Source organism: Dactylosporangium darangshiense (assembly GCF_039537565.1).
Lineage (GTDB): Bacteria > Actinomycetota > Actinomycetes > Mycobacteriales > Micromonosporaceae > Dactylosporangium > Dactylosporangium darangshiense.
Genome location: NZ_BAABAT010000044.1, coordinates 50,451 through 63,538 on the forward strand (window position 1 = coordinate 50,451; position 13,088 = coordinate 63,538).

Genomic DNA, 13,088 nt, shown 5'->3' on the forward strand with positions numbered 1-13,088 from the left:
CAGCGCGGCGAAGGTGACCCGGTGAGCCTGCTGCAGGTCGAGGGGCTCGTCGCCGGGTACGGCCCGGCGCAGGTACTGCACGGCGTCGACCTGACCGTCGGGGAGGGCGAGGTCGTCGTCGTGCTCGGCGCCAACGGGGCCGGCAAGACCACGCTCATGCGGGCGATCGCCGGCCTGCTGACCAGCCGCGGCACCATCGCCTTCGCAGGGCACCGGCTGGGCAACCGCCGAGCGGAGCTCGTCGTGCGGGCCGGGATCAGTCTCGTGCCCCAGGGCCGCGGCACCTTCACCGCCCTCACCGTGCTGGAGAACCTGCGCGTCGGCGCCGCCGTGCGCACCGACCGCGACGGGGTCGCCGCCGATATCGAGCACTGGTTCGGCGTCTTCCCGGTGCTGCGGGACCGCGCGAAGCAGGTCGCCGGCACGCTGTCCGGCGGCGAGCAGCAGATGCTCGCCGTCGCCCGGGCGCTGATGAGCCGGCCGCGGCTGCTGCTGTGCGACGAGATCAGCCTGGGCCTCGCCCCGAAGATCGTGGCCGGGCTGTTCGAGGTGCTCGGCCGGATCAACGCCGAGTCGGGCACCGCGCTGCTGCTCGTCGAGCAGAACGCCGAGCTCGCCCTGGCGCTGGCCGGCCGCGCCTACCTGCTGGAGGTCGGCCGGGTCGCCGGGCAGGGCGCCGCCGGCGAGTTCCGCGACAACGACGCGGTCCGCCGCGCCTACCTGGGCTACTAGGAGAGGGAACCCCGTGTCGCTGCTGCTCGACCGGCTCTTCGACGGCATCACCAACGGCTGCGTGTACGCCATCATGGCCCTCGCACTGGTGATCGTCTTTCGGGGCTCCGGCACCATCAACTTCGCGCAGGGCGAGCTGGCCCTGTTCACCACCTACATCGCCTGGTGGCTCACCACGCTCGGCGCCCCGATCTGGGCCGGCCTCGTGGTGTCCGCGGTCGCCGGGCTCGTCCTCGGCGCCGGCATCGAGCGGACCCTGATCCGCCCGGTGCGAAGGCGCAACGACATGGCTGTGCTCATCGTCTGCCTCGGCCTGTTCACCGCGCTCAACGCCCTCGCCGGGCTGCTGTGGAACTCCGAGACCAAGGTGATGCCCAGCGTCTTCCCCAACGGCCTGGACGACTACGTGGCCATCGGCGGCGCCCGCCTGTACTTCGACGGCCTCGGCGTCTGGCTCGTCGTGCTCGTCGTCGTCGCGCTGATGTTCCTGCTGTTCAACCGGACCCGGCTCGGCCTGCACATGCGGGCGGTCGCCAACGCCCCCGAGTCGGCCGCACTCAGCGGCGTGCGCACCGGGAGGGTCCTCATGTTCGGCTGGGCCGTCTCCGCCGCGATCGGCGCCGTTGCCGGGGTGCTCGTCACCCCGCTCTCCCCGCAGCAGCTGGGCCTGCAGACGATGTTCCCGATCCTCATCTACGCCTCTGCCGCGGCGCTCTTCGGCGGCCTCGACAGCCCGATCGGCGCCGTCGTCGGCGGCCTCGTCCTCGGCGTCCTGCAGCAGCTGATCATGGGCTACGTCGGGTTCATCGGCGACACCCTGCCGCAGACCGCGGCCCTGACCATCATCGTCGCCGTGCTCGTGGTGCGCCCCACCGGCCTGTTCGGCACCAGACAGCTGGAGCGCGTGTGATGCCTGCCCCGTTCGTGCTCACCCGCGGCACCTGGCCGCACCGTCTGCTGCTGCTGGCCATCGCGGCGCTCGCCGCGCTCGCGCTGCTGTGGGCCTCCGGGCTGGCCCAGTTCCGGGTCTCGCAGCTCACCAGCGTCTTCATCTACGCCATCGCGATCAGCGGGCTCAACCTCGCCACCGGCTACACCGGCCTGCTGTCGATCGGGCACAGCGCCTTCTTCGGCCTGGGCGCCTACACCACCGGCGTGCTCGTCATGCGGTACAACTGGGATCCCCTCGCGACGATCGCGCCCGCCGTGGCGTTGTGCTTCGCCGTCGGCTTTGTCATCGGCCTGCCCGCGCTGCGTATCCGCGGCCTCTACCTGGCCCTGGTCACCCTGGCCGTCGGCGTCGCGTTCCCCGAGCTGGTGCGCCGCTTCTCCGCGCTCACCGGCGGCGCCCGCGGCCTGGTCATCCGCCGCCGGCTGCTCAACCCGCCGGCGTGGAGCGGCTTCGGCCCGGGCGAGCGCACCCAGTGGCTGTTCTGGCTGTCCGCGGTGGCCCTCGGCGCGGTGCTGCTGCTCATGCACCTCCTCGTGCGCAGCCGTGCCGGGCTCGCCATGATCGCCACCCGCGACAACGAGATCGCCGCCGCCGCATCCGGCGTGCGGGTCGCCACCGTCAAGACCTCCGTCTTCGGGCTCTCCGGCGCCGTCACCGGCCTCGCCGGCTGCCTCTTCGCGATGTACCTTGCCGCGCTGTCCCCGGACGGCTCCTTCACCCTGCTCAAGTCGATCGAGTTCATCACCGGCCTCGTCATCGGCGGCGCCGCCACCCGGCTCGGCCCCGTCGTCGGCGCCTTCGCCGTCGTCTACATCCCGTACCTGACGGCCAGCCTCAACCCGTCGAACGTCAGCCAGGGCCAGCTCTCCGGCGTGCTGTTCGGCGTCGTCCTGATCCTGATCATCTTCCTGATGCCCGACGGTGTCGTCGGCGGGCTCAGCCGGCTGAGCGGGCGGCTCGTGCAGCTGCGCCCCGCTCGCGTGAACACCCCCACCCCGCCTGCTCCAGAGGAGAACAACCATGAGGCGTCCCCGCTACCTGGCGGCCGCGACGATCGCGACCTTACTGCTCGCGGCGTGCAGTAACGCCAACTCCGGCGACGAGCCCGAGGCCGCCGGCACCGGCAGCGCGGCGGCCGGCGCCTGGAAGGCGCCCGTCGCGGACTGCGACGATCCGGCCGCGGCCACGAAGCAGATCACCGGCACGCTCAAGGTCGGCTGGTCGGCGGCCCTGTCCGGCCCGCTCGCCGGCGCCGTCGGCGCCGTGCTGCAGGGCATGAAGGACCGCTTCGCCGTGGAGAACGCGGCCGGCGGCATCGGCGGCGTCAAGCTCGAGGTCGTCACCCGCGACGACGCCTTCGACCCGGCCAAGGCGAAGGCCAACGTCGGGCAGCTGATCCAGAGCGACAAGGTCGACGTGCTCGACGTGTTCGGCTCGGGGCAGCTCGACGCCGTCGCCGACGACCAGAACGCCGCCTGCGTGCCGCTGCTGTTCGCCCAGTCCGGCGTGCCGACGTTCCGCGACGTGAAGAACTTCCCGTGGACGACGCAGTACCTGCCCTCCGCCGACGTCGAGACCGCCTTCGACGTCGAGCTGCTCAAGCAGAAGTACCCCAACGGCGCGAAGGTCGCCATCGCCGCCAACCAGACCGAGTCCGGCAAGGGCCTCGCCGACGGGTTCAAGAAGGCCCTGCAGGGCACCAACCTCGAGCTGGTCAAGGAGGTCTCGCTGGCCGACCCGGCGGCGGCCGCCACGACGCTGAGCGCCAGCGGCGCCCAGGTGCTCTTCGACGCCGGCGTGACCACCGACTGCCCGGCGCTGTCGATCGCGGTCGGGCGCAGCGGCTGGAAGCCCGAGACGTTCATCCAGCCCTCCAACTGCGTCGACGGCAACACCCTGTACAAGCCGGCCGGCGCCGCCGCCGACGGCCAGCTCGTCCCGGTGTGGCTCAAGAACCCGGCCAGCACCCTCTACGCCGCCGACCCGGGCATGCAGGACTACCTGGCCAAGCTCAAGGCCCAGAACAACGCCGCGCCCACCAACAGCTACACCGTCAACGGCTGGGTGATCGGCGACCTCATGGTCGATGTGTTCAAGAAGGCCGCGGCCTCGTCGTCGAAGCTCAGCCACGCCGGCATCATGGAAGCGGCCAGGGTGCAGGAGTACCAACCGCCGATGTTCATCGACGGGATCAAGTGGAAGATGGCACCCGACGCGCCGCTGGGCATCCTCGCCTTCCGGCCCTTCCAGTGGAACGCCGCCGACACGCAGTTCAAGCCGTTCGGCGAAGTCATCGACATCTCCAGCAAGTACCTCACCAAGTAGACAGGGACGGTCGGGCATGCCGGGACGTAAGCTGCACCCGCCGGAGCGCGTGGCCGAGTACACCGCGCGCGGCTGGTGGTCGCAGGACACCATGGACGCACTGCTGCGGGCGCAGGTCGCCCGGCAGCCCGACCGGCTCGCGGTCGTCGACCCGGCCAACAAGGCCACGCTCGTCGGCACCGAGCCACGCCGGCTCACCTGGCGCGAGCTCGACACCGAGACCGACCGGCTCGCCGCCGTCCTGCTCGGTCTCGGCGCCGAGCAGGGCGACGTGCTCGCCGTGCAGCTGCCCAACACCGTCGAGCTCGTCGTGGCCTACCTGGCGGCCTGGCGGATCGGCCTGATCGTCACCCCGTTCCCGGTGCAGTTCCGGGAGCACGAGATCGTGGCGATGGCCGGGCTCGCCGAGGCCGGGTTCCTCCTCACCGCCGGGCGCATCGGCGAGCGGGCCCACGCGCAGGAGGTCGCCGGCTACCGCGCGGCGATCCCCTCCCTGCGGCACGTGCTGGCCCACGGCACGGATCTTCCGGCGGGGGTACTGCCCGTGGACACCCTGACCGCCGCGGCCGGGGACACGGCCGCGGTGGGCCAGTACGCGGCGGCCCACCCGGCGGACCCGAACGACTGCGTCACGATCTGCTGGACGTCGGGCACCGAGAGCACCCCGAAGGGCGTGCCCCGCTGCCACTACGACTGGCTCGCCATCTGCTGGGCCACCGTCGAGGCGCCCCGGCTCGCCGAGGACGACGTGCTGCTCAACCCGTTCCCGATGGTGAACATGGCCGGCATCAACGGCATGTTCCTACCGTGGCTGCGGGTCGGCTGCGTGCTCGTGCAGCACCACCCGTTCGACCTGCCGACCTTCCTCGCGCAGATCGGCGCCGAGCGGGCCACCTACACCGTCGCCCCGCCCGCCCTGCTCACCCTCCTGCTGCAGCGCACCGAGCTGCTCGCCGCGGCCGACCTGACGAGCCTGCGGCAGATCGGCTCCGGCTCGGTACCGCTGCAGCCGCCGATGGTCCGCGGCTGGCAGGAGCGCCACGGCATCGGCATCATCAACTTCTTCGGCTCCAACGAGGGCATCTCGCTGCTCACCGACCCGCACGACGTGCCCGACCCCGAGCAGCGGGCGCGGTTCTTCCCCCGCTACGGCGTGCCCGGCTACACCTGGAGCTCCCGGGTCACCGAGTGGACCAGTGTCCGGCTCGTCGACCCGGCCACCGGCGCGGAGGTCACCGCCCCCGGCGTCCCGGGCGAGCTGCGGCTGAAGGGCCCGACGGTCTTCGCCGGCTACCTGCACGGCGAGCGGCTCGCCAGCCCGTTCGATGAGCAGGGGTACCTGCGCACCGGCGACGTGTTCGTCATCGCCGGCGAGGACGGGCAGTTCCTGGAGTACGTCGACCGGGCCAAGGACCTCGTCATCCGCGGCGGCATGAACATCGCCCCGGCCGAGCTGGAGGGGCTCATCGCCGCCCACCCCGCGGTCGCCGACGTCGCCGTCGTCGGCTACCCCGACGACGTGCTCGGCGAGCGGGTGTGCGCCGTCGTGGTGCCCCGCGACGGCCAGGAGCTCGACCTGTCCGCCCTGGTGCGGTTCCTGCAGGAGCAGCGGATCGCCTCCTACAAGCTCCCGGAGCGGCTGCAGCTGCGCGAGGCGCTGCCCCGCAACCCGGTCGGCAAGATCCTCAAGCGCGAGCTGCGGGACGAGATCGCAAAGGAGACCACGCAGTGAACGAGCTGGACGCGGCGCGCGAGATGATCGACGCCTGGAACCGGATGGACTGGGACCGGGTGGTGGCCCTCTTCGCCGAGGACGCGGTGCTGCACAGCGTGATGCAGGACCCGATCGCCGGCCGCGGCGCCATCGAGGCGCGCATCCGCGCCCTCACCGCCGGGCTGGAGCGCATCGAGCTACGGGTCAAGGCCATGGGCGTCATCGACGGCCGGGTCTTCATCGAGCGCGTCGACGACTTCGACGTCAACGGCCACCACGTCGAGCTGCCGGTCGTCGGCATCCTGCGCATCGGCCCCGACGGGCTCGTCACCGAGTGGCTGGAGTACTACGACCGGGCCTCGATGATGCGCGGCATGGGCCTGCCCGCCGACTTCAGCCACTCGTGATGCTCGAGATCTCGCTCGGCCTCTGGCAGGACCGCCCCGCCGCCGAGGCCCTCGACACCGCCCGCCTCGCCGGCGAGCACGGCTTCGGCGCCCTGTGGATCGGCGAGATGGCCACCTACGACGCGTTCGCGCTCGCTGTCGCCGCCGGACCGCTGCTGCCGGCGGCGACCCGGCTGGTGCTCGGGCCGTTCGCGGTTGCCGTCCGCGACCCGATGATGATCGCGATGGGCGCCGCGTCGGTCGCCGCGCTGACCGGGCGGCCGGTCTCCGTCGCGCTCGGCACCTCCAGCCCCGTCGTCGTCGAGCAGTGGCACGGCCGGTCCCGGGCCGGCTCGGCGCAGGCCCTCGACGACTCGGCCCGGGCCGTGCGGACGCTGCTCGGCGGCGGGCGCGTCGGCGGGTACCGGCTGCGGCTGCCGCCGGTCGACGGGGAGGTCGTCGTCGCCGCCTTCGGGCCGCGGGCGGTGCGCACCGCGGCCCGCCACGCCGACCGGATGGTGCTCAACCTGCTCGACCCGCCGACCGCGGGCGAGCTGGCCGACCGGCTGGCCTCCGCCGCGGCGGCGGACGGGCTGCCCCGCCCGCGGGTCGCCGCCTGGGCGCCGGCCGCCATCGGCACCGACCTCGCCGCCGCGTACGAGCAGCTGCGCCGCGGCGTGGTGGGGTACCTCGCCGCGCCCGGCTACGCCGACATGTTCGCCCGCGCCGGCTTCGCCGACGTGGTGGCCTTCGCCCGCACCGGCCCGCACCCCCGCGAGCTGCTCGCCGCCGTCCCGGACGAGCTCGTGGCCGCGATCGGCGTGGTCGGCGACGCCGGTGCGGCGGCCAAGCGCATCGCAGAGTACCAGGCCAACGGCGTCGACGACGTGGTGCTGGTGCCGGCGTCCACCGACGCCGACCCGGCCGGCGCCGCCACCCTCGCCGCCGCGGCGGCCCTGCGATGACTCCGGGAATGCTGCTGCTCAGCGTGGCGCGGCGCATACCCGGCCGGGTCGCCGTGCGTGCCGGCGGGAGCGAGCGCACCTACGGCGACCTGTTCGGCAACGCGGCCCGGTTCGCCGGCGCCCTGGCCGCGCGCGGCGTGGCCCCCGGCGACCGGGTCGCGTTGATGATGGAGAACCGTGTCGAGGCGCTCGAAAGCTACCTCGGCTGCCTGCTCGGCGGCTACACCGCCGTGCACGTCAACGACCGGCTCGCCGCGCCCGAGGTCCAGGCGATCCTGGACGACGCCGAGGTGGCCGCGTTCGTGGCCACCCCCGGCCGCTCCTCGATCGCCGTCTCGGCGCCGCTGGTACTCGAGCCCGCCTTCGACGCCGAGCCGCTCCCGCCCCGCGCCCTGCCGCCGGCCGCACCGGCGATCATCGGCTACACCAGCGGTACCACCGGCGCCGCCAAGGGTGTCGTCATCACGCAGGAGAACCTCACCCGGATCATCCGCCACATGCCCGTCCACGACGGCCTGCGCCCCGGCAGCCGGTGCGCGTTCACCGGCTCCTTCTCGTTCGTCGCCGGCATCTGGGGCGTCATGCTCCCGCACCTGTACCTCGGCGGCGAGCTCTCCTTCATGGCCGGGCTGCCGCCGGACGAGTGGATCGCGCGCATGATCCGCGAGCGGTCCAACTTCACCTACGTCCCGTCGCCGCTCGCGCCCGCGTTCATCGAGGAGGTCCGCCGCCGCCCCGAGGTGCTGCGCTCGCTCACCGGCGTGCTGCACTCCGCCTCGGCAATGCGGCCCGAGGTCATGCGCGAGCTCGTCGCGGTGGTCGGCGACCGGTTCGTCGAAACCTGGGGCATGACCGAGACCGGTGCGCCGGTCACCACCACCGTCCCCGCCGACTGGGGCGAGGACTGCCCCGCCGAGGACATCTACGCCTCCGCCGGTCGGCCGGCCCACATCGCCTCGGTTCGCGTGGTCGGCCCGGACGGCGCCGACCTGCCGCCGGGGCAGACCGGCGAGCTGCTGGTCGCCTCCGACACCCTCTTCGCGGGGTACTTCCGCCGCCCCGAGGCCACCGCCGAGGTGCTGCGCGACGGCTGGCTGCACACCGGCGACATCGGCCGCCTCGACGCGGCCGGCTACGTCTACATCACCGACCGGCTCAAGGACATGATCGTCACCGGCGGCATGAACGTGTACCCGGCCGAGGTCGAGCACGTCCTGGCCCGGATGCCGGGCGTGGCCGAGGTCGCCGTCTTCGGCGCCCCGGACGAACGCTGGGGCGAGCGGGTCGTCGCCGCGATCGTCCGCGCGCCCGGCCACCCCGTGGACGAGGACGCCGTGGTCGCCTTCGCGCGGCAGCGCCTGGCGTCGTACAAGAAGCCGGTCGGCGTGCTGTTCCTGGACGCGCTGCCGCGCAACGCCGCGCTGAAGGTGCGCAAGCCGGTGCTGCGGGAGCGCTACGCCGAGCGTCGTGACGGGCGCATGAGTTAGGTTGGCGGGCGTGCTGCAAGTCGCCGTGCCCGACCAGGACCTCGCCGCGCCGCTGACGGACGCCGGCGCCGACTTCACCGTCTGGCGGATCGGCCACGCGCCGCCGCAGCGCCCGTTCGACCTGCTCGTCCTGCCGTACATGATGAAGGCCGACGAGCTGCGCCGGCTGCCGGCGGGCGTGGCGGCGGTGCTGCAGAGCCAGACCCTCGGCTACGACGGGGTGGCCGAGCGGCTGCCGGCCGGCTTCGTGTACTGCAACGCCCCCGGCGTCCACGAGGCGTCCACCGCCGAGCTGGCGGCCGGGCTCATCATCGCCGACCGGCGCGGCTTGCCGGGCTTCGGCGCCGCTCAGCTGGAGGGCCGATGGGCGCACGCACCCATGCCCGGGCTCGCCGGCTCGCGCGTGCTGCTGCTCGGCGCCGGCGGCGTCGGCGAGCAGCTGCGCCTGCGGCTGGAGCCGTTCGAGGCCGACGTGGTCCGGGTGGGCCGGACCGCGCGGCAGGACGAGCACGGCCCGGTCCACGGCCTCGACGAGCTGCCCGCGCTGCTGCCCACCGCTGATGTGGTCGTGGTCGCGGTACCGCTGAACGCGCAGACCCGCGGGCTGGTCGGCGACAGGTTCCTCGGCGCCATGAGGGACGGCGCCCTGCTCGTCAACGTCGCCCGCGGCCCGGTCGCCGACACGGCCGCCCTGGTCGCCCACACCGCGAACGGGCGGCTGCACGCGGCGCTGGACGTCACCGACCCGGAGCCGCTGCCGCCGGACCATCCACTGTGGACGTGCCCGAACGTCGTCATCACCCCGCACGTCGGCGGCCACGTCGGCGCGATGGCCCCGCGGATGCGCCGGGTCCTGCGCGAGCAGATCTCGCGGCTGTCGACGGGCCGGCCCCCGGCGAACGTCGTGATCCGGACCTGAACCGGTCGAGGTCGAGCGTTGCGGTCTCACTGAGCTTTCCGGCTGTCCGCGCTGGGTCCCGGTCCCACGAGCGCAGGGCCTCCTCGACGCCGACGATCAGGCGCTCGGCGTTGCAGCGCTGCGCCCATTCGTCGTGTTTCCACCGCATCGTTCTTCCCGTCCCGCAGCCGGATGGCCACGCCGTTCGGCATTGCGAGGCAGGCTTGAACAGTGAGGCCCGCATTCGCCAGCGGTCTTCGCCGCCGCGGTCAGCGTTCGTTGGGTTTCTCGCACGAGCCCCGAGGGAGGTACCAGGCATGGCGTTCAAGGCCGAGTACATCTGGATCGACGGCACCCGTCCGACCGCGAAGCTTCGTTCCAAGACGAAGATCCTCGACGACGGCGCCGAGCTTCCGCTGTGGAGCTTCGACGGGTCGAGCACCAACCAGGCGCCCGGCGACAAGTCCGACTGCGTGCTGAAAGCGGTGTTCACCTGTCCGGACCCCATCCGTGGCGGGGACGACGTGCTGGTCCTGTGCGAGGTGCTCACCATCGACATGGCGCCGCACCCGACGAACACCCGGACCGCCTGCGCCGAGACCGCGGCAAGGTACGCCGACCAGGAGGCGATCTTCGGCATCGAGCAGGAGTACACCTTCTTCAAGGACGGCCGGCCATACGGCTTCCCGCCCGTCGGCTTCCCCGCTCCGCAGGGTGGGTACTACTGCGGCGTCGGCGCGGACGAGGTCTACGGCCGCGACATCGTCGAGAAGCACATGGACTTGTGCCTGGCCGCCGGCCTGCACCTGTCCGGCATCAACGCCGAGGTCATGCCCGGCCAGTGGGAGTTCCAGATCGGCCCGGTCGGCGCGCCGCGGGTCGCCGACGAGCTGTGGATCGCCCGCTGGCTGCTGTACCGCATCGCCGAGGACTTCGGTGTCGCCGCCACCCTCGACCCGAAGCCGGTCAAGGGCGACTGGAACGGCGCCGGCGCGCACACCAACTTCTCCACCAACGCGATGCGCGACAACTACGACGCGATCATCGCCGCCTGCGAGGCGCTCGGCACGCGCGTCGCGGAGCACATCGCCGGCTACGGCGCTGAGATCGAGCACCGCCTGACCGGCATGCACGAGACCGCGCCGTGGAACGTCTACAGCTACGGTGTCTCCGACCGGGCCGCCTCGGTCCGCATCCCCTGGCAGGTCAAGGTGGATGGCAAGGGGTACATCGAGGACCGCCGTCCGAACGCGAACTGCGACCCGTACGTCACCACCCGCCTCATCATCGAGACCTGCTGCGGCGCCCTGGCCGCCTGACGTACCGCCAAGGTAGGGGTGTTGCGCGCCTGGCGGGGCGGCCGTGCGGTCGGCCCGGTGTGGTCCAAGGCGCTAGTCCCAGATGACCGTGATCGGGTGGTGCGGACGGTCGAGGACGAAGCGGCCAGTGGTGGGGTCGGCGGTCTCGGGGGTGTCCGGGAGCTCGAATCGGACGCTGCGGGTGCGGTAGTCGCGGTTCCAGGTCTGGATCTCGTCGTTGGTCTGGTGGGCGAGGCTGTCGCTCGTGGGGCCGTGCGCGATGACGCCGACTTCATACAGCTTGAGGCCGTCGGGGTCGGATGATGCGGGGCGAGTGGTCAGGTAGATCAGGTCGGCGCCGCGCGTGGTGGCCATCGACCCCCAGGCGAACATCGGTGCGACCTGGCCGCGGGCCGCGGCGTCGGGGCTGACGTTCATCCGCATCAGGGCGTTGTCGAGGCGCAGGCAGAGCCAGAGCTCCATCCACTCGTACGAGACTTCGCCCGAGAGCACGACGCCGGTCCAGACCTGGTGGGGGGTGCTGTCGAGGACGCCGGCGAGGGCGGGCGCGTCGACGGTCTGATCCTGGTGGGTCTGCAGGGTGATGTCCGGTTCGGGGGTGAGGCTGACGATGCGGCGGGCGTCGTCACCGATGCCGCGCAGGGGCATGAACACGCCGAGCTGGCTGTCCACGCTGGCCCATCGGTCGTCGCGGCGTTCGAAGGCGATGACGCGGGAGCTACTGCCTCGCAGCCGGAGCGGAACAACGAGGCGTCCGCCGGTAGCGAGCTGGTCGAACCACGGGGTTGGGATGTCGTAGGCGCCGACCGTGGAGATGATCCGGTCGTAGGGGCCGCCGGCCCGGTGGCCGAGTGCGCCGTCGCCGAGGATCACCTCGACGTGGTCGACGCCGGCCGCGGCGAGGTGTTGCCGGGCGCTGTCGACGAGGTCCGCGTCGATGTCGATGGTGACCACGCGCCCGGTGGGACCGGCGATGGCGGCGATGAGGGCGGCGTTGTATCCGGTGCCGACCCCGACCTCCTTGACGCGGTGCCCGGGTTCGACGGCGAGCTGTTCGAGCATCGTGGCGACGAACCAGGGCTGTGACGCGGCGACGGGGTGGTCGGCGTACGCGTCGGCCAGCGGTACGCCCGGCAGGAACAGGTGTCTGGCAGTGCGGCGGATGGCTTTCTCGACGGCCGGGGTCCGGATGATGTTGTGGGCGCGGAGGCGGTCGGCCAGGGCGTTACGCAGTTCGTCGGCCGAAGCGTCGGTCTGCTCGTCGCTGGCGGCGGTCATGGTGGAGGCTCCAATCGGTCTGACGACGGTGGCGGTGGCGGCGAACACGGTTTTCCCGCCACCCGGGCCGAACTGCTGGCTTGGCTTGGGCGCACGCGGAGGCCGGCGCCGCCTACGACAAAGCCATAGCGCTGGCCACCAACGAGACCGAGCGCGCCTTCCTGCAGACCCGCCGAACCGGCGTGGACCCACGCGCTCGGTGAACATCGACGCCTGGGATTGACAGGGCGCCCCCGGCGGGCGGCTCAGCGGCGTGCGGGCGGCGTACGCTGCTCCAGGATGATGCACGTGCCGCCGGACGAAACCAAGACGCGCACCAGATCACCGGCGGAGACCTTCCGCCGTATGCGCCACAGCCGGGTGCTGCGCGTCGCGGACAGCCGCCTGCCGTCGGGGAACACCACCTCGTAGCGGTCTTCGGGCAGCACCGCCGTAACCACCCCGTCGCATTCAACCGAGTTCACCGCCTCATGCACGGCGACGGCGATCAGCTGATCCCGGGTCAACGGACGACCGGCGGCAGCCGCCGCAAGAACGTCCGCGTCTGCCACGCGCGAGGCCGGTCGGCGACGGCGCGAGAGCAGAAACAACGCGACCCCGGCCAACACCGGCAACGCGAGCAGCACAAACCGCATCGGACCGCCTCCGATCGTCAATCGCTCCCGGTCCACGGCGCCGCACGGCGGGCGGAACGGAGCCGGCGGCGTCACGGTACTCCGTGAAGGCAACCTGGTTGGTCGAACTCCCGGGAAATTGACTGTCGGCATTTACCGGCCACTGCCGCCTGCTCTCCGCGGTGCTCAACGAGGTAGCTTTGCGGTGCCTTCCGGGTGGGCGGCGCCGGCGTACCGCATGGCGGTCTGCGCCGTGATGCCGAACAGCCGCATCGCCGGCACGGGCCCGCACGTCATGGCCGCCCTCCGCAACGCCGCCATCGGCGGCAACCCCGACAAGGCACTGGCTTTGTTCGGCGTCACCTAACGACTTTGCCGGGGCCCTGACGGGCGCCTACGTACGGCTATGAGGTCCACG

General features: G+C 72.4%; 13 protein-coding genes. 11 read left to right on the forward strand and 2 right to left on the reverse strand.

Annotated elements, in window-relative coordinates; genetic code table 11:
- The first annotated feature begins 21 nt into the window (after positions 1–21).
- From ABD901_RS46205 to glnII, 10 genes are all read left to right on the forward strand, one after another.
- Positions 22–732 (forward strand): ABC transporter ATP-binding protein, encoded by a 711-nt coding sequence (locus ABD901_RS46205; RefSeq protein WP_345138066.1) that lies wholly within the window; start codon positions 22–24, stop codon positions 730–732.
- 13 nt (positions 733–745) lie between these two features.
- Positions 746–1,642 carry a branched-chain amino acid ABC transporter permease gene (locus ABD901_RS46210; protein ID WP_345138068.1) on the forward strand — a complete coding sequence of 299 codons (897 nt, stop codon included), beginning with the start codon at positions 746–748 and terminating at the stop codon, positions 1,640–1,642.
- Positions 1,642–2,769 carry a branched-chain amino acid ABC transporter permease gene (locus ABD901_RS46215; RefSeq protein ID WP_345138070.1) on the forward strand — a complete coding sequence of 376 codons (1,128 nt, stop codon included), beginning with the start codon at positions 1,642–1,644 and terminating at the stop codon, positions 2,767–2,769. The genes ABD901_RS46210 and ABD901_RS46215 overlap by 1 nt, the downstream gene beginning before the upstream one ends.
- Positions 2,705–4,009 (forward strand): ABC transporter substrate-binding protein, encoded by a 1,305-nt coding sequence (locus ABD901_RS46220; RefSeq protein ID WP_345138072.1) that lies wholly within the window; start codon positions 2,705–2,707, stop codon positions 4,007–4,009. Before ABD901_RS46215 ends, ABD901_RS46220 begins: the two co-directional genes overlap by 65 nt.
- A gap of 16 nt (positions 4,010–4,025) precedes the next feature.
- The gene (locus tag ABD901_RS46225; protein WP_345138074.1) at positions 4,026–5,741 is read left to right on the forward strand and encodes a class I adenylate-forming enzyme family protein; all 1,716 of its coding nucleotides are present in this window, start codon (positions 4,026–4,028) and stop codon (positions 5,739–5,741) included.
- Complete coding sequence (locus ABD901_RS46230; RefSeq protein ID WP_345138076.1) at positions 5,738–6,130, forward strand: nuclear transport factor 2 family protein; 393 nt, start codon at positions 5,738–5,740, stop codon at positions 6,128–6,130. The genes ABD901_RS46225 and ABD901_RS46230 overlap by 4 nt, the downstream gene beginning before the upstream one ends.
- Positions 6,130–7,074 carry an LLM class F420-dependent oxidoreductase gene (locus ABD901_RS46235; RefSeq protein ID WP_345138078.1) on the forward strand — a complete coding sequence of 315 codons (945 nt, stop codon included), beginning with the start codon at positions 6,130–6,132 and terminating at the stop codon, positions 7,072–7,074. Before ABD901_RS46230 ends, ABD901_RS46235 begins: the two co-directional genes overlap by 1 nt.
- Before the next feature lie 8 nt (positions 7,075–7,082).
- Entirely contained in the window at positions 7,083–8,561 is a 1,479-nt protein-coding gene (locus ABD901_RS46240; protein ID WP_345138080.1) for a class I adenylate-forming enzyme family protein, read from the forward strand.
- A gap of 10 nt (positions 8,562–8,571) precedes the next feature.
- Complete coding sequence (locus tag ABD901_RS46245) at positions 8,572–9,480, forward strand: 2-hydroxyacid dehydrogenase (protein ID WP_345138082.1); 909 nt, start codon at positions 8,572–8,574, stop codon at positions 9,478–9,480.
- Between the two features lie 296 nt (positions 9,481–9,776).
- The gene (gene glnII / locus ABD901_RS46250; RefSeq protein WP_345138085.1) at positions 9,777–10,778 is read left to right on the forward strand and encodes a glutamine synthetase GlnII; all 1,002 of its coding nucleotides are present in this window, start codon (positions 9,777–9,779) and stop codon (positions 10,776–10,778) included.
- Positions 10,779–10,850: 72 nt separating this feature from the next.
- Here the strand turns inward: glnII and fxlM are convergent, their stop codons facing one another.
- Positions 10,851–12,056 (reverse strand): methyltransferase, FxLD system, encoded by a 1,206-nt coding sequence (fxlM, locus tag ABD901_RS46255; RefSeq protein ID WP_345138087.1) that lies wholly within the window; start codon positions 12,054–12,056, stop codon positions 10,851–10,853.
- Between the two features lie 245 nt (positions 12,057–12,301).
- Positions 12,302–12,691 (reverse strand): hypothetical protein, encoded by a 390-nt coding sequence (locus tag ABD901_RS46260; protein ID WP_345138090.1) that lies wholly within the window; start codon positions 12,689–12,691, stop codon positions 12,302–12,304.
- Positions 12,692–12,875: 184 nt separating this feature from the next.
- On the opposite strand from ABD901_RS46260, the gene ABD901_RS46265 reads away from it, so the two are divergent.
- A complete protein-coding gene (locus tag ABD901_RS46265) occupies positions 12,876–13,037 on the forward strand; it encodes a hypothetical protein (protein WP_345138092.1) in 162 nt (53 codons plus the stop codon).
- Positions 13,038–13,088 lie beyond the last annotated feature (51 nt).